The sequence below is a fragment of the Geodermatophilus sp. SYSU D00698 genome, from assembly GCF_054050335.1.
Window position 1 is genome coordinate 38,432 of the sequence record NZ_JBJGZD010000013.1, and the last position, 20,044, is coordinate 58,475.

Annotated in this window: 21 protein-coding genes; 10 read left to right on the plus strand and 11 right to left on the minus strand. The window is 75.4% G+C overall.

Annotated features, from left to right (window positions below; genetic code table 11):
• Window positions 1-34: 34 nt before the first annotated feature.
• Both ACI8AB_RS13325 and ACI8AB_RS13330 read right to left on the minus strand, forming a co-directional pair.
• The gene (locus tag ACI8AB_RS13325; protein ID WP_456950504.1) at window positions 35-1,351 is read right to left on the minus strand and encodes a class I SAM-dependent RNA methyltransferase; all 1,317 of its coding nucleotides are present in this window, start codon (window positions 1,349-1,351) and stop codon (window positions 35-37) included.
• Window positions 1,344-3,389: an APC family permease gene (locus tag ACI8AB_RS13330; protein WP_456950505.1), complete on the minus strand. Its 2,046-nt coding sequence runs from the start codon at window positions 3,387-3,389 to the stop codon at window positions 1,344-1,346. Before ACI8AB_RS13330 ends, ACI8AB_RS13325 begins: the two co-directional genes overlap by 8 nt.
• Window positions 3,390-3,559: 170 nt before the next feature.
• Between ACI8AB_RS13330 and ACI8AB_RS13335 the strand changes: the two genes are divergently transcribed.
• From ACI8AB_RS13335 to ACI8AB_RS13345, 3 genes are all read left to right on the plus strand, one after another.
• Window positions 3,560-4,225 carry a potassium channel family protein gene (locus ACI8AB_RS13335; protein WP_387990863.1) on the plus strand — a complete coding sequence of 222 codons (666 nt, stop codon included), beginning with the start codon at window positions 3,560-3,562 and terminating at the stop codon, window positions 4,223-4,225.
• Window positions 4,225-4,890: a potassium channel family protein gene (locus tag ACI8AB_RS13340; protein WP_387990860.1), complete on the plus strand. Its 666-nt coding sequence runs from the start codon at window positions 4,225-4,227 to the stop codon at window positions 4,888-4,890. The genes ACI8AB_RS13335 and ACI8AB_RS13340 overlap by 1 nt, the downstream gene beginning before the upstream one ends.
• Before the next feature lie 147 nt (window positions 4,891-5,037).
• Window positions 5,038-5,586, plus strand: a complete 549-nt coding sequence (locus ACI8AB_RS13345; protein WP_456950506.1) for an AAA family ATPase — start codon at window positions 5,038-5,040, stop codon at window positions 5,584-5,586.
• An 82-nt stretch (window positions 5,587-5,668) separates the two neighbouring features.
• On the opposite strand, the gene ACI8AB_RS13350 is transcribed toward ACI8AB_RS13345, so the two are convergent.
• From ACI8AB_RS13350 to ACI8AB_RS13380, 7 genes are read right to left on the minus strand one after another with little or no spacing between them, the layout of a single operon-like run.
• Entirely contained in the window at window positions 5,669-6,541 is an 873-nt protein-coding gene (locus ACI8AB_RS13350) for a DUF3159 domain-containing protein (protein ID WP_456950507.1), read from the minus strand.
• On the minus strand, window positions 6,538-6,915 hold the full coding sequence (locus tag ACI8AB_RS13355; RefSeq protein ID WP_387990854.1) for an OB-fold nucleic acid binding domain-containing protein: 378 nt from the start codon (window positions 6,913-6,915) through the stop codon (window positions 6,538-6,540). Before ACI8AB_RS13355 ends, ACI8AB_RS13350 begins: the two co-directional genes overlap by 4 nt.
• Window positions 6,912-7,706, minus strand: a complete 795-nt coding sequence (locus tag ACI8AB_RS13360; protein WP_456950508.1) for an alpha/beta hydrolase family protein — start codon at window positions 7,704-7,706, stop codon at window positions 6,912-6,914. Before ACI8AB_RS13360 ends, ACI8AB_RS13355 begins: the two co-directional genes overlap by 4 nt.
• The gene (locus ACI8AB_RS13365) at window positions 7,703-8,434 is read right to left on the minus strand and encodes a DUF3710 domain-containing protein (RefSeq protein ID WP_456950509.1); all 732 of its coding nucleotides are present in this window, start codon (window positions 8,432-8,434) and stop codon (window positions 7,703-7,705) included. Before ACI8AB_RS13365 ends, ACI8AB_RS13360 begins: the two co-directional genes overlap by 4 nt.
• Before the next feature lies 1 nt (window position 8,435).
• Window positions 8,436-8,891: a dUTP diphosphatase gene (gene dut / locus ACI8AB_RS13370; RefSeq protein ID WP_387990845.1), complete on the minus strand. Its 456-nt coding sequence runs from the start codon at window positions 8,889-8,891 to the stop codon at window positions 8,436-8,438.
• 50 nt (window positions 8,892-8,941) lie between these two features.
• Window positions 8,942-9,868: a hypothetical protein gene (locus ACI8AB_RS13375; RefSeq protein WP_456950510.1), complete on the minus strand. Its 927-nt coding sequence runs from the start codon at window positions 9,866-9,868 to the stop codon at window positions 8,942-8,944.
• A gap of 39 nt (window positions 9,869-9,907) precedes the next feature.
• Window positions 9,908-10,210: a DUF4193 domain-containing protein gene (locus tag ACI8AB_RS13380; protein WP_204693870.1), complete on the minus strand. Its 303-nt coding sequence runs from the start codon at window positions 10,208-10,210 to the stop codon at window positions 9,908-9,910.
• Window positions 10,211-10,519: 309 nt separating this feature from the next.
• On the opposite strand from ACI8AB_RS13380, the gene ACI8AB_RS13385 reads away from it, so the two are divergent.
• Both ACI8AB_RS13385 and ACI8AB_RS13390 read left to right on the plus strand, forming a co-directional pair.
• A complete protein-coding gene (locus tag ACI8AB_RS13385; RefSeq protein ID WP_456903264.1) occupies window positions 10,520-11,563 on the plus strand; it encodes a phosphotransferase family protein in 1,044 nt (347 codons plus the stop codon).
• Window positions 11,564-11,669: 106 nt separating this feature from the next.
• A complete protein-coding gene (locus ACI8AB_RS13390; RefSeq protein ID WP_456950511.1) occupies window positions 11,670-12,206 on the plus strand; it encodes a LytR C-terminal domain-containing protein in 537 nt (178 codons plus the stop codon).
• A 7-nt stretch (window positions 12,207-12,213) separates the two neighbouring features.
• On the opposite strand, the gene ACI8AB_RS13395 is transcribed toward ACI8AB_RS13390, so the two are convergent.
• Window positions 12,214-13,035, minus strand: coding sequence for an inositol monophosphatase family protein (locus ACI8AB_RS13395; protein ID WP_456950512.1), 822 nt, complete (start codon window positions 13,033-13,035; stop codon window positions 12,214-12,216).
• Between the two features lie 60 nt (window positions 13,036-13,095).
• On the opposite strand from ACI8AB_RS13395, the gene ppgK reads away from it, so the two are divergent.
• From ppgK to ACI8AB_RS13420, 5 genes are all read left to right on the plus strand, one after another.
• Window positions 13,096-13,839 carry a polyphosphate--glucose phosphotransferase gene (gene ppgK / locus ACI8AB_RS13400; protein ID WP_456950513.1) on the plus strand — a complete coding sequence of 248 codons (744 nt, stop codon included), beginning with the start codon at window positions 13,096-13,098 and terminating at the stop codon, window positions 13,837-13,839.
• A 248-nt stretch (window positions 13,840-14,087) separates the two neighbouring features.
• Complete coding sequence (locus tag ACI8AB_RS13405) at window positions 14,088-15,458, plus strand: RNA polymerase sigma factor (protein WP_456950514.1); 1,371 nt, start codon at window positions 14,088-14,090, stop codon at window positions 15,456-15,458.
• A 466-nt stretch (window positions 15,459-15,924) separates the two neighbouring features.
• Window positions 15,925-16,149 carry a DUF7455 domain-containing protein gene (locus ACI8AB_RS13410; RefSeq protein WP_143108228.1) on the plus strand — a complete coding sequence of 75 codons (225 nt, stop codon included), beginning with the start codon at window positions 15,925-15,927 and terminating at the stop codon, window positions 16,147-16,149.
• A 143-nt stretch (window positions 16,150-16,292) separates the two neighbouring features.
• Window positions 16,293-18,530, plus strand: coding sequence for a VanW family protein (locus ACI8AB_RS13415; protein WP_456950515.1), 2,238 nt, complete (start codon window positions 16,293-16,295; stop codon window positions 18,528-18,530).
• Window positions 18,531-18,612: 82 nt separating this feature from the next.
• Window positions 18,613-19,683 (plus strand): YihY/virulence factor BrkB family protein, encoded by a 1,071-nt coding sequence (locus tag ACI8AB_RS13420; protein WP_456950516.1) that lies wholly within the window; start codon window positions 18,613-18,615, stop codon window positions 19,681-19,683.
• Here the strand turns inward: ACI8AB_RS13420 and ACI8AB_RS13425 are convergent.
• Window positions 19,680-19,910: a DUF3039 domain-containing protein gene (locus ACI8AB_RS13425; protein ID WP_456903269.1), complete on the minus strand. Its 231-nt coding sequence runs from the start codon at window positions 19,908-19,910 to the stop codon at window positions 19,680-19,682. The two genes, ACI8AB_RS13420 and ACI8AB_RS13425, sit on opposite strands and share 4 nt — an antisense overlap.
• Window positions 19,911-20,044 lie beyond the last annotated feature (134 nt).

Here is a 20,044-nt window from a genome sequence, read left to right on the forward strand (position 1 = left end):
CGCCCACCGTGCCGGGCCCTCCCCGTGGGGCCGATCAGGGGGCGGGCACCAGCAGGGCGACGCACTCCACGTGCGCGGTCATCGGGAAGGCGTCGAAGGCGCGCAGGGCGGCCAGGCGGTACCCGGCACCGGTGAAGGCGGCGACGTCGCGGCCCAGCGACGCCGGGTCGCAGGCGACGTAGACGACGGCCCGCGCCCCGGTGCCGGCCAGCACGCGGCTCACCGCGGCGCCCGCCCCGGCGCGCGGCGGGTCCAGCACCACGACGTCGGGCACGCCGCCGAGCTCCTCGAGCAGCCCGGTGAGCCCCTCGGCGTCCACCTCGCCCTGCCACACCTCGGCCTGCGGCAGGTCGCCCAGGTTGACCTCCGCGGCGGCGCACGCCTCGGCGTCGGCCTCCACGCACACCACCCGGCCGGACTCCCACACCCCGGGCGCCAGCGCGCCGCCGAACAGCCCGGCGCCGGCGTACAGGTCGAGCACCGTCTCCCCCGGCCGCACGCCGGCCAGCGCGGACACCGCGCCCACCAGCGCGTCGGCGGCCGCCTCGTGCACCTGCCAGAAACCGGTGCCCTCGACCTCCCAGTCCCGCCCGGCGGCGTGGCGCCCGGCCCGCCCGGCCGGCTCGGCGGGGACGTCGTCGCCGGCCCGGAGCACGCGGGTCGACGTCGGCACGCCGCGGCGGTCCAGCCGCGTGGTGGTCACCGTGCCCGCCGAGTCGACGGCGACGTCCACCGCCCCGGCCCCCGGCCAGCGCCGCGACAGCACCGCCCGCGCGGCCGGCTCGACGGTGATCGGGCAGTCGTCGAGGACGTGCACGTCGTGCGAGCGGTGCCGGCGCAGCCCGGGCACCCCGTCCCGGCCGACGGCGAACCGCGCCCGGGACCGCCAGCGCAGCGGCCCCCCGGGCAGCGCCTCGACGGCGAGGCCGGCCAGCACGGGGTCGGCGGCGTCCAGGCCGCCGAGCCGGGTCAGCTGCTCGCGGACGACGTCGGCCTTGAGCCGCCGCTGCCCCTCCCAGGAGACGTGCTGCCAGTCGCAGCCGCCGCAGCGCCCCGGGCCGCTGTGCGGGCAGGGCCGCTCCACCCGGTCGGGCGCGGCCTCGAGCACCTCGACGGCGTCGGCGCGGCAGTAGCCGGGCTGGCGGTCCTCGGTGACCCGGACGACCACCCGCTCACCGGGCAGCGCGTGCCGGACGAACACCACCCGGCCCTCGTGCCGGGCCACGCAGTGCCCGCCGTGCGCGACCGGGCCGACGGTCACCTCGAACTCCCGGCCGGTCCACCCCGCACCCCGGTCGGGCCGGGGCGGGCGGGCCGGGCGGGCTGCCGGGCGGCGCCGCCGGTCAGCCATAGGGGGTGGCCTCGACCTGGTCGTCGGTGAGGCCGCGGCGCAGGTCGCCGGGCATGGGGCCGGAACGGCGGTCGTCCTCGTCGCCGCGGCCGATGGAGCTCTCCAGCTGCCACGGCACCGTGGTGATCATGACGCCGGGCTGGAACTGCAGCCGGGCGCGCAGCCGCAGCGCGCTCTGGTTGTGCAGCACGTTTTCCCACCAGTGGCCGACGACGTACTGCGGCACGAACACGATGACCAGCTCGCGGGGGCTGTCCCGGCGGATGCCCTTGACGTAGTCGACGACCGGCCGGGTGATCTCCCGGTACGGCGACTCCAGCACGGTCAGCGGGACCGGGACGTCGTAGCGCTCCCAGTCCGCCTGCAGCGCGCGCGTGTCACCCGGGTCCACGTTGACCGTCAGCGCGGTCAGCACGTCGGGCCGGGTGGCGCGGGCGAAGGCCAGCGCCCGCAGCGTCGGCTTGTGCACCTTGGACACCAGCACGATCGCGTGCACCTTGCTCGGCAGCATGCGGGCGTCGGTGTCGGGCACCAGCTGCGAGGCCACGTGCGAGTAGTGCCGGTTGATCGCCTTCATCAGCAGGAACAGCACCGGCATCACGAGGATGACCAGGTAGGCGCCGCGGGTGAACTTCGTGACCACGATGATCAGCAGCACGACGGTGGTCAGGCTGCCGCCGATGGTGTTGATGACCTGCGAGCGGCGCATCCGCCGCTTCTCGGCCGCGTCGCCCGACAGCCGGATCTCCCGGTTCCAGTGCCGCACCATGCCCCACTGGCCGATCGTGAAGCTGGTGAAGACCCCGACGATGTACATCTGGATCAGTCGGTTCGGGTCGGCCTCGAAGGCGAGGATCAGCAGCGCCGCGAAGCCGGCCAGCAGCAGGATGCCGTTGCTGTAGACCAGCTTGTCGCCGCGGGTGTGCAGCTGGCGGGGCAGGAACCGGTCCTGCGCGAGCACCGAGCCCAGCAGCGGGAAGCCGTTGAAGGCGGTGTTGGCGGCGAGGATCAGCACCAGAGCGGTGGCCGCCTGGATGTAGAAGAAGCCGACCGAGGTGTCCCCGCCGAAGGTGGCCGCGGCGAGCTGGGCGATGACCGTGCGCTGGGGGTCGGTCTCGCAGTCGCCCGGGAAGCCGACGAGGTCGCAGGTGTTCTCCGCGTACCGGACGTCGCCGAAGAGGGCGAGCGCGGTGACGCCGGCGAACATCGTCGCGGCGATCCCGCCCATGAGCGCCAGCGTCGTGGCGGCGTTCCTGGACTTCGGCGGGCGGAACGCGGGGACGCCGTTGGCGATGGCCTCAACGCCGGTCAGCGCGGTGCACCCGGAGGCGAAGGCCCGCAGCGCGAAGAACACCAGCGCGACGCCACCGAGGTCGTCGTAGCCCGCCTCGGGCAGGACCGACCAGCCGGCGCTCTCGGCGATGACCGGGGAGTCGGTGAAGAGGTCGCGGACCAGCCCCGTGACGATCATGACCATGATCCCGGCGACGAACAGGTACGTCGGGACGGCGAACGTCTTGCCCGACTCCCGCACGCCGCGCAGGTTGGTCGCCGCCAGCAGCGCGACCAGCCCGACGGCGATGAGCACCCGGTGCTCGTTGAGCGTGGGGAAGGCCGAGATGATGTTGTCGGTGCCCGCCGACACGGACACGGCCACGGTGAGCACGTAGTCGACCAGCAGCGCGCTGGCGACGGTGAGCCCGGCGAACTGGCCGTGGTTCTTCATCGCGACCTCGTAGTCGCCGCCGCCCGAGGGGTAGGCGTGCACCACCTGGCGGTAGGACAGCACGACGGTCGCCAGCAGCAGCACGACGACGACGGCCAGCCACGGCGCGAGGAACAGGAACGCGGTGCCGGCCAGCGTCAGGACGATCAGGATCTCCTGGGTGGCGTAGGCCACGGAGGAGAGCGGATCGCTGGCGAAGATCGGCAGGGCCAGGGACTTCGGGAGCAGGGACTCCCCTGCGCGGTCGCTGCGGACCGGCCGGCCGACGACGAGCCGTTTGGGGAGTTGTCCGAGGTCGGACAGCTTGGGCACGGCGGCGATGGTACGGACGCGGGGGCACCCGGTGCCGCTCCGCGCCGGGCGTCCCGCCCGGAGGGGGCACGCGGTCCCGGCGCACCCCCCGGACCACCCGGGGACGGGTGTAGCTTCGCGCCCTGGACCGCGGGCGGACGGCGCCCGTGCGAGGCATGCGGGAGCGACACGTGCACGTGGTCGTCATGGGCTGCGGCCGTGTCGGCTCGGCCATCGCGCGACGGCTGGAGCAGATCGGCCACAGCGTCGCGGTGATCGACCAGGACCCGGAGGCGTTCCGCCGGCTCGGGCCCGAGTTCACCGGCCGGCAGGTGACCGGCCTGGGCTTCGACCGGCAGGTGCTGCTCGACGCCGGCATCGACTCCGCCGGCGCCTTCGCCGCCGTCAGCAGCGGCGACAACTCGAACATCATCAGCGCGCGCGTGGCGCGGGAGACCTTCGGCGTCCAGCACGTCGTCGCCCGGATCTACGACTCCAAGCGCGCCGAGGTGTTCGAGCGGATGGGCATCCCGAGCGTCGCGACCGTGCCGTGGACGGTGAACCGGCTGCTGCGCGAGCTGCTGTCGGTCAAGGTCAGCGAGATCTGGCGGGAACCCACCGGCCGGGTGCTGCTGATGCGGGTGACCGTCACCGACGGCTGGGTGGGCCGCAGGCTCTCCGAGCTCGAGGCCGCCTCCGGCGCCCGGGCCGCCTGGCTGGTCCGCTTCGGGGAGGCGCAGCTGCCCACCGCGTCCACCGTGCTGCAGGACGGCGACCAGCTCGTCGTCGCGGCCACCGACGAGATCTCCGACCGCGTGCACCGGACGATCGAGCACCCCGAGGAGGGCAGGGCCTGATGCGCGTGGCCATCGTGGGCGCCGGGGCGGTCGGCCGCTCCATCGCCGGGGAGCTGCTCAACAACGGACACACCGTGATGCTCATCGAGAAGGACGGCCGCAAGGTCCGCACCCGTGCGGTGCCGGGCGCGGAGTGGGTCCAGGCCGACGCCTGCGAGGTCTCCTCGCTCGAGGAGGCCCAGCTGGCCACCTGCGACGTCGTCGTCGCGGCCACCGGCGACGACAAGGCCAACCTCGTCGTCTCGCTGCTGGCCAAGACCGAGTTCGCGGTCAACCGCGTCGTCGCCCGCGTCAAGGACCCGCGCAACGAGTGGCTCTACACCGAGGCGTGGGGCGTCGACGTCGCCGTCTCCACCCCGCGGGTGCTCGCCGCGCTGGTCGAGGAGGCGGTGACCGTCGGTGACGTCGTCCGACTGATGAGCTTCCGCAAGGGCGCGGCCAACCTGGTCGAGATCACCCTCGCCGAGAACACCCCGTGGGCCGGCCGGCCGCTGCGCGAGGTGCCGCTGCCGCGCGAGACGGTGCTGACGGCGATGCTGCGCGGCGACCGGGTCATCACGCCCACCCCGGACGAGCCGCTCGAGGTCGGCGACGAGCTGCTGTTCGTCACGCACGCCGACGTCGAGGAGCAGCTGCAGCAGGTCCTGTCGCCGACCGCTCTCTGACCGGGTGCGCCTCCGGTGCACGGACGGCGCCGGCGGTCACCGTGCGGGGACCGGTCCGACGTCGGTTCCCTTCCCGACCCGTCACGGGTGCGCGTCGAGAGTGCGCGGCCCGCGACGGTGGAGCGTTCGCGCAGCCGAGGGAGAGTGATGACGGTGGTCTCGAGGCGACCGACGCTCTTCCTGACCGTGGGGTTGCCGGCCACGGGGAAGACCACTGCTGCGCGGTCCCTCGAGATCGAGCGCGGTGCGCTTCGCCTCACCAAGGACGAGTGGGTGAAGGCCCTCTTCGGGCGGCAGAATCCACCGTCGGCCTCGGACGTGATCGAAGGACGGCTCATCGAGATCGGGTTGCGGGCCCTCGAACTGGGCAACGACGTGGTGATCGACTTCGGACTGTGGCGGCGGGACGAGCGGTCCGCGCTACGACAGGCAGCAGCGGACCGCGGCGCACGCGTGGAGATGCGCTACTTCGAGGTGCCCCCGGCGGAACAGCGGACGCGTCTGGACCAGCGGCAGGCTGACGAGCCGCACACCACGTGGCCCATGTCCGACGAGGAACTCGCCGAGTGGGCCGGCATCATCCAGCCCCCGACGCCGGGTGAGCTCGACGGCGACGAACCGATCGACGATCCGCCGGCCGGGTACGCGTCATGGGACGCGTGGCGCAGGCATCGCTGGCCGCCGACGGTCTCCTGACTCCCCGTCGCTCCCCGGCAGGTCCGGTGAACGCGACTCCCTGGCTCGCGCCACGACCAGGGACACCCGGTGCGAGGCCCTCTCACCCGCCGCCGGCGTCGGTCTCCACGCGGTGGCGGTGCAGGCGGGCGACGACCCAGAGCGTGAGCGCGAGGGCGGCCGCGGTCACCGGCAGGCCGAGGACGAGCGAGGCGACGCCGAGCAGGTCCTCCTCGTCGGCGAGGTAGAGCGGCGTCTGCACGGCGACGCGCAGCAGGAACGTCACCGCCCAGACGACGGTCAGCCAGCCGTAGGCGCGCACCATCCGGGGGTCGTCGCGCCAGTGCCGCTCGGGCTCGGGGTCGGCCGGGCGCCCGGTCTGCGCGGGCCCGGGCTCCGGGGGGTGCGGGCGCGGCTGGTGGTGCAGCCGGGCGCGGGCGCTGTCGACGCGGCGCCGCAGGCCGGGCAGCGTGTGCGCGGCCATCGACCCCAGGTGGCTCGGCGCGAGCCACTCGGCGACCACGCCGACCAGCGGCCAGCGCAGCGGCACGGAGCCGAGCAGCACCACGCCGATCACGGCGTTGCGGATGATCCCCGGCACGAAGTAGTTGCGCGCCTGCCCCGAGGCGGCGGCGATGGCGACCGCCACCGCGACGCCGAACAGGCCGCTGAACGCCTGCTGCACGCTCTCCCGGCGCACCAGCCGGACCAGCAGGACCAGCACGGCGGCGCCGACGGCGGCCCAGATCCCGGTGCGCAGGTCGCCGATCGAGTTGGCGACGATGAAGGCCAGCGTGGGCAGCGTGGCGTCGACCATGCCGCGCCAGCCGCCGAGCTGCTCCAGCACCAGGTGCCGGTCGAAGGTGACGCCCCGGCCCGTGTCCTCGGTCGTGGTGCCGTCCGCGTGCGTGGGCTCCTGGTGCGGTGCTGCTCCCCCCGGATCGCGCCGGCCGTCGTCGTCGGCCGCCGGGATCACCCCGCGCTCAGCTCGTACCAGGGGTTGTAGATGACCTTGCGGCCGTCGAAGTTGGCGAACCGGCCGCGGGCGGTCAGCGTCCGGCCGGGCTCGATGCCCGGGATGCGCCGGCGGCCCAGCCAGACCAGGGTGACCGAGCCGGAGCCGTCGAACAGCTCCGCCTCCAGGGTGGGTACCGTCTCGCGCGGGGTGTAGACGACCGACTTGAGCCGGCCGGTCACGGTCACCACCGCCCCCTTGCGGCAGGCGCTCACCGGCTCGCAGCCGGCGCGGTCGGACTCCTCGCGCAGCTCCTGCGCGTCGATGGCGGAGTCGTCGGCGGTCAGCCGCTGCAGCGTGCGTGCGAGCCAGCCGCCGGGACGGGTCTGTGTCACGGTTCCAGGGTAGTGCCGCCCACCCGGCCGGCGGTGCGTTCCCCCAGCCACGCGCGGACCACCGCCCAGGCCTCCCCCGCCGGGTCGATGGGCACCCGGTGACCGCCCGGGACGGTGCGCACGGTCACCCGGTCGCCGGCCGCCGCGGCCGCCGCCGCGTACCGCTGCGACTGCTCGGGCGGCACGACGTCGTCCTCGGTGCCGTGCACGCACAGCACGTCGGCGCCGGTGGGCAGCAGCCCGACCGGGTCGGCGGCCGCGTAGCGGCCGGGCACCTCACCCGGCTCGCCGCCGAGGAACTCCTGGACCGCGCCGCGGCCCAGGCGCTGCTCCGCCGCCCGGCCCAGGTCCACGACGCCGGCCTGCAGGACCGCCGCGGTCACCCGCACCCGCGGGGCGGCGCCGGGCGCGCCGGCCGGCAGCCGCGTCCGCCCGGCGGCCCACGCGGCCAGGTGCCCGCCGGCGGAGTGCCCGACGACGGTGACCGAGCCGAGGTCCAGCCGGCCGGCGTCCGGGAGGTCCGGCAGCGCGTCGAGCGCGGCGGCGACGTCCTCCGGGGTGGCCGGCCACCCGCCGCCGCTGCCGACCCGCCGGTACTCGACGGCGACGGCGGCGTACCCGGCGGCGGCGAGGTCGGCGGCCAGCGGGCGGGCCAGCTCGACGCCGTACGCGGCCCGCCAGAACCCGCCGTGCAGCACGACGACCACGGGCGCCGGGTCGTGCCCGCCGGGCAGGGTCAGCTCGAGGAACTGGTCGGGGTGGGAGCCGTAGGCGACGACCGCGGGGGTCACCCGGTCGGCCGCGGCGGGGCCGCCGGTCGCCCCGGCTGCTGCCCCGGCTGCTGCCCCGCCTGCTGCTGGCGGGCCAGCTGCGCGGCGGCCTGCGGCGGGAGGGTGAGCGGCAGCTGCTCGCGCACCGGCATCGGCGAGGTGCCCCGGACCACGACCACCCGGCGGAAGACGTCCTCGAGCACCGCCGCCGCCTCGGGCGACTCGGCGGCGGGGCCGCTGATCATCCCCCGGAGGAACCAGCGGGGCCCGTCGACGCCGAGGAAGCGCGCCGCCCGGCGCACCGGCTTCGGCGGGGGCCCGCCGGGCTGGGGCGGCGGGGCGACCACGACGGTGCCGGCCAGCTCGGGACCGAAGGGGCCCTCGGTCTCCTGCAGCCGCCCGCCCTGGCCGGAGGCGCTGCGCGCCAGCTCGGCGCGGACGTCGTCCCAGATGCCGGCGGCGCGGGGTGCGGCGAAGGCGGACAGCTGCAGCAGCGAGTCGCCGTAGCGCAGGGTCGCGCCGATCACCTTCTGCTGCTGGTTGAGGTCCACCCGCAGCTCGGTGCCGGGGACGGCGGGCAGCCGCAGCGAGCCCAGGTCGACGCGGGGCGTGCCGTCGTCGGGGGCGTCGGCCTCGTCGTAGGGGCCGGTGGTCTCCTCGACGTCGCGCTCGCGGTGCTGTGGCTCCGGCGGGACGCCGCGCTCGCGCAGGCTGCGGTCGATCCGGTTGCGCCGTCGTCCGAAGGGCATCTCAGGCCTCCTGTCCCGCGCCGGTGGACCCGTGTCCGCCCTCGCCGCGGACGCTCTCCGGCAGCGCCTCGACCGGTACGAAGCGGGCGGTGACGACCGGCTGCACGACCAGCTGCGCGACCCGGTCGCCGGCGCGCAGCGTCAGCGGGGTGGCCGGGTCGAGGTTCACGAGGTTCACCTTGATCTCGCCGCGGTAGCCGGCGTCGATGGTGCCGGGGGCGTTGACCAGGCTCAGGCCGTGCCGGGCGGCGAGGCCCGAGCGCGGGTGCACGAACCCGGCGTAGCCCTCGGGGATGGCCACGGCCACGCCGGTGCCCACGAGCGCGCGCTCGAACGGCGCCAGGTGCACGTCCTCGGTGATGGTGAGGTCGGCGCCCGCGTCGCCGGGCAGCGCGTAGCGCGGGGGTGTCGCCCCCGCCGCGGTCAGCCGGACGGGGACCTCCAGGGGGTCGGCCACGACGGCGACCCTAACCGCGCCGGGGCGGGGTCGGCGGACCGGCCGGGACCTCAGGCCGGGCCGCGGCGCAGGTCGGCGCGGACCCGGCGGGCGAGGGTCTCGGTGGCCTTGAGGTTGCTCCGGCCGCCGAGCGCCGCGCCGACGAACAGCGGCGCGGCCGAGCCGAGGCCGCGGGCCATCCGGCGGGACAGCCGGCGGCGCAGGGCGCGGAACCCGGCGGTGCCGAGGACGACGCCCAGCCCCTCCCGCGCGCCGGTCTCGACGGCGCGCTGCTGGGTCCAGCTGGAGAGGTAGGCGGCGGCGCGCTCGGCCGGTGTGCCGCCGGCCGGCCGGCCCGCGAGCTCGTGCAGCTCGCCGAGGAGGACGACCTCGATGCCGGCGGTGAGCAGTGTCTCGGCGCCGAGCTCGAGCGGCAGCGCCACCAGCGACCCGGGCACGAACCAGTGGGCCGCGGAGAGCCCGCCGGTGGCCGCGCCGACCGCGGCGGTGAGCCGCGCCGAGCGGGTGACGAGGGCGTCGGCGATCTCCTCGTCCGACTTCCCGGGGTAGGCGGCACGCAGCCGGGCGGCGTCGCGGACGGGCAGCCGGGGTGCGGCGGCGGTGAGCAGCTCGCCGAGCACGCCGACCGGGCCGCGGGCCGACTCCTCGTCGTCTGGTCCGCTCCCCTCCGGCTGCTCGGGACGGCGGGCGGCGCCGGCCGCGGCGGCGCCCAGGGCGGTGATGACGTCGCGGAGGACACCGGCGGCCGACCGCCGGGTGTCCGGCTGCCCGGGGGCGGGCGCCTCGTCGGCGCCCCCGCCGAGCAGCCGGGTCACGGCGTCGGCGACCGTGCGGGCCGCCCGCCCCAGGCCGGTGTCCTCGGACAGCCAGGCCGGACCGTCCCCCGACCGGTCCGGCCCCGGCCGGGGCGCGTCCTGCACGGGCCGGGGCGGTGGGACGTCGCGGGGCGCGCCGATGCGCTCCCTCGGGTCGGTCATCGGCTGCTCCCCCCGTGTCCGGTCAAGCGGTGGTGCGGCTCATGCGGCGCAGTCGCGGCAGTACATCTGGTCGCCGCGGGTGGCGGCGAGCCGGCTGCGGTGCTGCACGAGGAAGCAGCGCGAGCAGGTGAACTCGTCCTCCTGCTTCGGCAGCACGCGGACGGTCAGCTCCTCGTTGGACAGGTCCGCGCCGGGCAGCTCGAGGCTCTCGTTGAAGTCGGTCTCGTCGACGTCGACCGAGGCCGACTGGGCCTCCGCCCGACGGGCCTTGAGCTCCTCGAGGGAGTCCTCGCCGAGCTCGTCGGCCTCGTTGCGGCGCGGGGCGTCGTAGTCGGTGGCCATGGGGTGTGCCCCTCCTCCGGGGTAGTTCGCGGACGCGCAGGGCGTCCGCCTCGTCCGACGGCGGCGGGGTCCGCCGTCGGCCTGGCCGGCCGCCCGGGGGCGGCCGCTGGTCACGGACCGGACCTGCTCCCGGCCGACCACGGGGTCGGCTCGGTACGGGACCGGCAGCCCCCCAACGCCGTGCGGCCCCGGTTTGTGCCCGCCTGTCCACGCGGGACACACGAGGACGGACGACGGCCCGTCCGGGGCGCCGGGACCGGCCCGGGCGGGCGGTCGGGAGGCGGAGTGCCGGAGGTTACCCTGCCGCCCGTGTCGAGTCCCGTGGGAGCTGACCCCGCCGTCGTCGGTCCGTATCTCGCCTCCGTGCTCAACGACGAGCGCTGGCGGGAGGTGAGCGTCGAGCTGATCGCGGCGGGCATGTCCAACCTCACCTACGTCGTCACCCCGGCCGGGGGCACGGCCGACGACGCGGTGATCCTGCGGCGGCCCCCGACGGGCGCGGTCCTCGCCACCGCCCACGACATGGTCCGCGAGCACAAGGTCGTCTCCGCGCTCGGGCCGACGTCGGTCCCGGTACCGCGGACGCTGCACCTGTGCACCGACACCGGGGTGCTGGGCGCGCCGTTCTACGTCATGGAGCGGGTCGTCGGCCTGCACGTGGTGAACGAGATCCCGGCCGGCTACGCCGACACCCCGGAGCTGCGGCGGCGGATCGGCGACGGGCTGATCGACGTCCTGGCCGACCTGCACGCCGTCGACGCCGAGGCCGTGGGCCTGGGCGACTTCGGCCGGCCCGAGGGCTTCCTCGCCCGGCAGGTGCGCCGGTGGACCAAGCAGTGGGACGCCACGCGCGACCGCGACCGCCCGCACATGGACGCCCTCGCCGAGCGGCTGGCCGAGACCGTGCCGGCCACCCAGCGGACCGGGATCGTGCACGGCGACTACCGGCTGGACAACTGCCTGCTCGACCCCGAGCGCCCCGGCGCCGTCCGCGCCGTCCTCGACTGGGAGATGTCGACCCTCGGCGACCCGCTCACCGACATCGGGATGCTGTTCGTCTACTGGCCCGAGGCCGGGGAGACCCGCCCGGTGCTCAGCCCGGTGACGACGCTGCCCGGCTTCCCCACCCGCCGGGAGATCGCCGAGCGGTACGCGGAGCGCAGCGGCGTGGACCTCTCCGACCTCGACTGGTACGTCGGGTTCGCCTTCTTCAAGTTCGCCGCGATCGTCGCCGGCATCGTGGCCCGCTCGGCCGCCGGCGCGATGGCCGGCAAGGACACCTCCGGCTACGCCGACCGCATCGACCCGTGCGTCGAGCTGGGACGCGCCGCGCTGGAGGACGGTGCCCTCTGAGCGCCGGCGGCGTGCCTAGACTCCGCGCGACCCGACCTGGACTCCGCGCGACCCGACCTGGCGCGGCCCGCCGGACCCCTCCGGGTCGCCGCCGAGGAGGACGACCGTGAGCACCAGCACCGCCACCCCGCCGGTGCGTCCCCGCAAGGACCGTCGCTACCTGCCGCCGCTGGTCTTCCTGCTCGTGCTGGCCCTGGGCGCGCTCGCCGTGTGGTGGAAGGTCTTCTCCGACGAGGGCGCCCGCGACGCGGCGCAGGCAGCGGCGTGCGAGACCGCCGAGGCGGCGCCGCCGTCGCTGGACCCCAGCACGGTCACGGTGCGCGTCTACAACGCCTCGGACCTCGCGGGCAAGGCGCAGGAGGTCGCCGGGGAGCTGACCGCGCGCGGCTTCGTCGTCGAGGAGGTCGCCAACGACCCGACCGACCGCGAGGTGACCGGCCCGGGCGAGATCCGGCACGGCGCGCGCGGCACCGACGCCGCCCGGTACCTGTCGCTGTTCCTCCCGGACGCCGGCGCCTACCAGGACACCCGCGCCGACGCCCGCGTCGACCTGGTGATCGGCCCGCAGTTCACCGGGCTGGCCCCGGCCGACCAGGTCGCGGCCACCCTCACCCCGATCGCCAGCGCCGAGGCCGCCTGCTGACGACCCGTCAGCGCAGCCCCGGGTGGAGCCGGTCGAGCAGCGCGAGCAGCGGCCCGGCCACCGTCTCGGGGACGGCGACCGCCATCGGCTCGGCGAACGGCCGGCCGGGCAGGCCGGTGACCACCAGCCCGGCCTCGGCGGCGACCAGCGCGCCGGCGGCGTGGTCCCAGGGCTTGAGGTCCAGCTCGTAGTAGGCGTCCACCCGCCCGGCGGCCACCGAGCACAGGTCCAGCGACGCGCAGCCCTGCCGGCGGATGTCGCGGACCTCGGGGAGCAGCTGGGCGACGACGGCGCCCTGGGCCCGCCGCTGCTCCACGCGGTACCCGAACCCGGTGGCCACCAGCGTCTGCCCGAGGGACGGCGGCCGGTTGCCCTCCAGCCGCACCGGCTCCGGCCGCGCCGGGGTGGAGAGGAACGCCCCGCCGCCCGCGGTGGCGGTGAACAGCTCGCCGGTGGGGACGTCGAGCACCGCGCCGGCCACCGTGACGCCGTCGACCTGGGCGGCGATGGACACGGCGTACCCGCGCAGCCCGTAGAGGAAGTTGACGGTGCCGTCGATCGGGTCGACCACCCACCGCACGCCGCTGGTGCCCGCGCGGGAGGCGCCCTCCTCGCCGAGCAGGCCGTCGTCGGGCCGGGCGGCGAGCAGCCGGCCGGTGATCAGCCGCTCGGAGGCGGTGTCGACGGCGGTGACGACGTCGGTGGGGCTGCTCTTGACGTCGACGGCGGCCGCGGCCGACCCGCGCTCGCGGGCGACGAGGTCGGCCGCCTCGCGGGCGGTCGCGACGGCGAGGCCGAGCAGCTCGGCGGGGGGCGGCGGGGCACTCACCCGGGCGATCCTGCCCGAGCCGCCGCCCGGGGTGCGGTCCCGGTCACTAGGGTGACCGGCGTGCAGGGGTTCGGCGTGGACATCGGCGGCAGCGGCATCAAGGGGTGCCTGGTCGACCTCGAGGCCGGTGCGCTCGTGGGCGAGCGGGTGCGGGTGGAGACGCCCCAGCCGTCCACACCGGAGGCGGTCTACGAGGTCGTCGCCGGCATCGTGTCGTCCTTCGGCTGGACCAGCCGCATCGGTGTCACCTACCCCGGGGTGATGAAGCGCGGGGTCGCGCACACCGCCGCCAACATGGACAAGGCCTGGATCGGCACCGACGTCGACGCCGGGCTCAGCGCGCTGGTGCCCGGGACCGTCGAGACCCTCAACGACGCCGACGCCGCCGGGCTGGCCGAGATGCGCTACGGCGCCGGCCGGGACCAGGACGGCGTCGTCCTCATGCTCACCTTCGGCACCGGCATCGGCAGCGCGCTGTTCGTCGACGGGCGGCTGGTGCCCAACACCGAGTTCGGGCACATCCAGGTCGACGGCGAGGACGGCGAGAAGCGCGCGTCGGCGGCCGCCCGGGAGCGGGAGGACCTCAGCTACCCGCACTGGGCCAAGCGCGTCGACCGTTACCTCGACGTCCTCGAGGCGGGGCTGTGGCCCGACCTGATCATCGTCGGCGGCGGGGTGAGCAAGAAGGCCCACAAGTGGGTGCCGCTGCTGAGCACGCGGACGCCGGTGGTGCCCGCCCAGCTGCAGAACGACGCCGGCATCGTCGGGGCCGCGCTGGCCGCCGCGGAGCGACTGGAGCCCTGACCGGGGCACGGTCCCGCCCTTCCGGGCGATCCCGCGCCGTTCGAGGCGGTGGTCACACCGGCTCCCGTCGCTACAATGGAAGAGCCCCAGCCCGTCACCACCCAGCCGGGAGTCATCCCCCGTCCGAGCAGCGGCGAAACACCGTTCCGGACTCTGGGGCCCTCCCCGCTCCGCGGCCGACGGCCGGGGCCGCTGCCCGGGAGTCACACCGCCCCCGGGGAACGCACCCAGCACGGGAAGGATCCTGAGTGCCCGCCGACAAGCCTGCACCGGACGACACCGCCGCGAGCAGCACCCGCTCGAAGACGGTCGCCGCGAGCACCCGGTCTCCCCGGACCAGCGCCACCGTCGGCGTCGCCGACGACGCGCCGGCCAAGCCCGCCGCACGCAAGCGGGCCGCCACGGGCAAGGCCAAGACGGCCGCCCCCAAGGGAGCCGCGAAGCCGAGCATCAGCCCCTCCCCCGGTACCGGTGAGGGCACCGTGCTGACCGCCGTCGCGTCCGAGGACTCCGCCGTCGCGGTGGTCGACGCCGGGGCCGAGGGCCTCACCATCGACGAGACCGTCGTCGCCGGTCCGGACGGCGCCGAGGCCGAGGCGCCCGCCGCCGAGGAGACCGCCGAGGGCGGCGACTTCGAGTGGGACGACGAGGAGGAGTCCGAGGCGCTGCGGCAGGCCCGCAAGGACGCCGAGCTCACCGCCTCGGCCGACTCGGTCCGCGCCTACCTCAAGCAGATCGGCAAGGTCGCCCTCCTCAACGCCGAGGAGGAGGTCGACCTGGCCAAGCGCATCGAGGCCGGCCTGTACGCCGCCGAGCGCATGCGCCAGGTCGAGGAGGAGGGCCAGAAGCTCTCCCCGCAGATGCGCCGCGACCTCAACTGGATCATCCGCGACGGCGAGCGCGCCAAGAACCACCTGCTGGAGGCCAACCTCCGCCTGGTGGTCTCCCTCGCCAAGCGCTACACCGGCCGCGGCATGGCGTTCCTGGACCTGATCCAGGAGGGCAACCTCGGCCTGATCCGCGCGGTCGAGAAGTTCGACTACACCAAGGGCTACAAGTTCTCCACGTACGCCACCTGGTGGATCCGGCAGGCGATCACCCGTGCCATGGCCGACCAGGCCCGCACCATCCGCATCCCGGTGCACATGGTCGAGGTCATCAACAAGCTCGGCCGCATCCAGCGCGAGCTGCTCCAGGACCTCGGGCGCGAGCCGACCCCGGAGGAGCTGGCCAAGGAGATGGACATCACCCCGGACAAGGTGCTGGAGATCCAGCAGTACGCCCGGGAGCCGATCAGCCTCGACCAGACCATCGGCGACGAGGGCGACAGCCAGCTCGGTGACTTCATCGAGGACTCCGAGGCGGTCGTCGCCGTCGACGCGGTCAGCTTCACCCTCATGCAGGACCAGCTGACCAGCGTGCTGCAGACGCTGTCCGAGCGGGAGGCCGGCGTGGTCCGGCTGCGGTTCGGCCTCACCGACGGCCAGCCGCGCACGCTCGACGAGATCGGCCAGGTCTACGGGGTCACCCGCGAGCGGATCCGGCAGATCGAGTCCAAGACGATGTCGAAGCTGCGCCACCCCAGCCGCTCCCAGGTGCTGCGCGACTACCTCGACTGACGAAGGACCTCCTCGCCCCCCGACCCTCGCTGGCGCTCGGGCCGGGTCCCTGCGAGGAGGCCGTTCCAGCACGGCACCGACGATGGCCGGCACCCGGCACGGGTGCCGGCCATCGGCGTGTGTCGGCCGCGTTGCGGGATGGTCACGATCTCACCCTGCCGGGCGGACGGCGCGGTGTACGGCGGCACCGGCCGGGTAGACGGCGTAGCGTGGGCGACGTCGAGACAGCAGCGGACCCACAGCCGGAAACCAGCCCGGCGCCCGGAACGACCCAGCACCACCAACAGACCGGCACCACCCAGAGGTCCCTGCTGACCACCGTCCCCACCGGTCCCAGCGGTCACCGGCTCACCGGAACCCGGCGAGTCGCCCGCAGTGACACGAGGCACGGGAACAGGAGGATCCATCCTGGCGCTGTGCAGGAGGCCGATCCGCAGCAGCGGGTCCGTGCGGTAGAGAGCGAGTGATGACCCAGATGACCCAGACGCTGACGACGACCCCCGCCGCCGACGACCTGGTCGTGCCCTTCCACTGCGACCGGTGCGGCGCACTGGCCAAGGTGCGTGTCGTGCTCGCCAGTGGCAGCGACCTCGTGTTCTGCGGGCACCACGCCCGCGAGTACGAGTCCAAGCTCCGTGACATCGCCGTCGACATCATCGAGACCGACGGCGAGCAGCGCCTCGCACACTGAGAGAGGCGCTATCGTCGCTCACCGCGATGATGCCCTCACCCGACGCCGCCGCCGGCGTCCCCGATCCGCCTGACGCGGACGGGGACCCGGCGGCTCCGTCGTTCCCGGGGTCCCCCGGTCGACGGCGACCCGAGGAACCCCCGATGCCGCAGCCCCCTGCCTCCTCCCCGTCGACCGGCACCGCCCCCGAGGCGGACGCCGACGCGCACGCGGGCCTGTCCGACGACACCCGCCCGGTCCCCCGCGACCGCGGTCCCGTCGGGCCCGACGCACCCCCTCCGCCGGCCGCCGCCCCCGCCGACACACCGGGGCACTCCGCCCCGGACGCCGGCGACACGCCCGGGCCGGACCCGGTCCACGACACCGTCGCGCTGACCGGTGGCCCGGCCGCGCCGGAGACCGGGCAGCGGACCACCCACCCGGTCGAGCCGGCCGCTGCCGAGGCTCCCGCCGGGGAGGCCTCGGACACCGTCGTCCTCGGCGGTGCCGCCGTCCCGGCCGACCCGCCGGCTCCCCGGTCGCCCGCCGCTCCCCCCGTCCCCCCGCCCGGCTCCGGCGACGGCCCGGGCGACGGCGGCGGTCCCGGCCAGCCGCCCGCGGGCGCCCGCCGTCCCCGCTGGCGCCGGCCCGCCGTCCTGGCCCCCGTCGGCCTGCTCGCCGTCCTCGGGCTGGCCTGGGGCGTCGACGTGCTGGTGGCCGGGGACGACGTCCCCCGCAACACGGTGGTGGCCGGCATCGACGTCGGCGGCCTGTCCCCCGCGGCCGCCGCCGACCGGCTCGAGCAGGACCTCGCCCCGCGGGTGGCCGCCGACCACGTCGTCGTCGCCGACGACGTCGAGGCCACCCTGTCCCCCGCCACCGCCGGCATCACCCTCGACGTGGACGCGACCGTCGACGCCGCCGACGACCAGCCGCTGAACCCCTGGACCCGCCTGGTGTCGCTGTTCAGCGAGCGCGAGGTCGACCCGGTCATCACCGGCGAGGACACCGCGCTGGTCGCCCAGGTCGACACCATCGCCACCCAGGTGGACCGGGTGCCGGTCGACGCGACCATCGCGATCGAGGGCACCACGCCGACCCTGGTCGAGCCGGCGGACGGCCGGACGCTGGACCGCGAGGGCGCCGCCGAGGCGATCACCGCGGCGCTGGCCTCCGGCGGCGACCCGGAGACGCCGATCGAGCTGCCGGTCGACGTCGAGCCGGTGCGGGTGGGCACGGAGGAGGCGCAGCGCGTCCTCGACGAGACCGTCACCCCCGCGCTCGCCGCGCCGGTCACGGTGACCAGCCAGGACGGCGGCACCTCGGTCGAGGTCCCGGTCGAGGCGATCGCGGCGTCCCTGACGTTCACCCCGCAGGACGGCGGCGAGCTCGCCGTCGCCGTCGACCCGGCGGCGCTGCAGTCGGCCATGGCCGAGGACTTCACCGCCTTCGGCGAGCCGGCGCAGGACGCCCGCTTCGAGGTCGTGGGCGACGGCGTGCGGGTCGTGCCGTCGGTCGACGGCACCGGCGTGGACCCGCAGGCCCTGTCCGGCCAGCTGCTCGAGGTGCTGGACGACCCGGCGCCGCGCACGGTCACCGCGCAGCTGGGCCCGGTGCCGGCCGAGCTGACCACCGAGGAGGCGCAGGCGCTCGGCATCGTCGAGGAGGTCAGCTCCTTCACGACCACGACGACGAACAACGCCAGCGCCACCAACATCCGGACGGTGGCCGAGGAGGTCGACGGCGCGCTGGTGCTGCCCGGCGAGACGTTCAGCCTCAACACCCACACCGGCCCGCGCGGCACCGCGCAGGGCTACGTGCCGGCCAACGTGATCAGCGGCGGCGAGCTGTCGACGGCGGTCGGCGGCGGCATCAGCCAGTTCGCCACCACGATGTTCAACGCGGTCTTCTTCGCCGGGCTCGAGGACATCTACCACAAGCCGCACAGCTTCTACATCAGCCGCTACCCCGCCGGCCGCGAGGCCACGGTGTACGAGGGCCAGATCGACCTGCAGTGGCGCAACGACTCCGACACCGGCATCTTCGTCGACACCCGGTGGACCCCCGGGGCCTCCGGCGGGTCGATCACGGTGACCTTCTACGGGACGCGGCGCTACGAGATCGAGGCGGTCGAGGGCCCGCGGACGAACTACCGGCAGCCGGCGGTGCAGGAGAAGGTCGACGACGGCGACTGCATCCCGCAGTCCGGCGTGCAGGGCTTCGACGTCACCGTGACCCGGGTGTTCCGCGACCTGCAGAGCGGCTCGGAGATCAAGCGGGAGACGTTCGAGACCAGCTACGCCGCCGAGGCGGTCATCCGCTGCGTCGCCCCGGCGCCGGCTGCCGACCCGGCCGCACCTCCGCCCGACGGCGGCACGCCGCCGGCGGGGCCCACGGCCTGACCCGCTCCCCGATCGGGTCCACCGACGCCCGGCCCCGCCCCGTCGTCGGCAGGGGCGGGCGCCGGGCGTGCACACTGGCCTGGTGAGCACCGTGCGGGCCGGCGGGCGGTCCCGTACCGACGGGGCCGCGGAGGACACGCACGCCCCCGCGGCCGCCCCGCCCCCCGCCGGCGCCAGCCGCGCCGACCTCCCGGCCCCCGGCCGCCTCGACCACTGGCCGCCGGTGGTCCGGGTGCCGCTGCAGGTGCTCGGGCGCACGGTGGCCAAGGCCTGGCAGGACCGCATCCTCGGGCTGTCCGGCGAGGCGGCGTTCTGGCAGATCCTCTCGGTGCCGCCGCTGCTGATCGCGCTGCTCGGGTCGCTCGGCTTCCTCGGCGACTGGATCGGCGCGCAGTCGGTGCAGACGATCGAGGACACGCTGGTCGACGCCTCCAGCGAGGTGCTCACCGCCGACGTCGTCGACTCGCTGGTGCGGCCCACGCTCAGCGACATCCTGACCTCGGGCCGGCTCGACGTCGTGAGCGTGGGCTTCCTGCTCACCCTGTGGGCCGGGTCCTCGGCGACGGCGACGTTCATGAACACGATCGTCATCGCCTACGACCAGCGCGACGTCCGCGGCCCGATCGCCACCCGGCTCATGGCGCTGTGGCTGTTCGTCGTCGGCCTGGTGCTCGCGGTGGTCATGCTGCCGCTGCTGGTGCTCGGTCGCGGGGTGCTGGTCGGGCTGCTCCCGCCGGAGTGGCACGAGACGGCGACGGTGCTGATCAACGCCGTCTACTGGCCGGTGGTGGTCGTGGGCCTGCTGCTCGCGCTGACGAGCTTCTACCACGTGGTCCTGCCGCGGCGGCTGCCGTGGCGGCGGCACCTGCCGGGCACGCTGCTGGCCGTCGGCTTCTTCATGGTGGCGGCGACGGTGCTGCGGCTGTACGTGTCCGACATCCTGGTCGCCGCGCTGCCCTACGGGGCGCTGGCGACCCCGATCGCGGCGCTGCTGTTCCTGTTCTTCTTCGGGATGGCGGTGCTGCTCGGCGCCGAGCTCAACGCGACCGTCCAGGAGCGGTGGCCGGCGCCGCTGCGCCGGCACACCCGCCGGGCGCAGCGCCGCCGCGCCGCCGAACTCGAGGCCGAGGCCAAGCGCCTCGGACTCCGCTAGTCCTTGCGGAGCTGCTCGTAGATCTCCTTGCAGGCCGGGCAGACGGGGCTGCCGGGCTTGGGCGACTTGGTCACCGGGAACACCTCGCCGCACAGCGCCTCGACCAGCGTGCCCATGACGGCGCTCTCTGCGATCTTGTTCTTGCGGACGTAGTGGAAGACCTCGTTGGCGTTGCCGGTGTCCGAGTCGCGGACGTCGGGCTTCTCGAGGAGGTCGGTGCTGCTCACGGTCTCTCCCTGGCTCGGGGACGTCTCCTGCGCGGGCACCCCGGCGTCCTCCGGCGGAGGTGGTGGCCGGGCGCGACCGCCCCGCCCACCATGATGGCAGGGTGCTCCCCGAAGCTCCCCGCACCGAGCCCCGC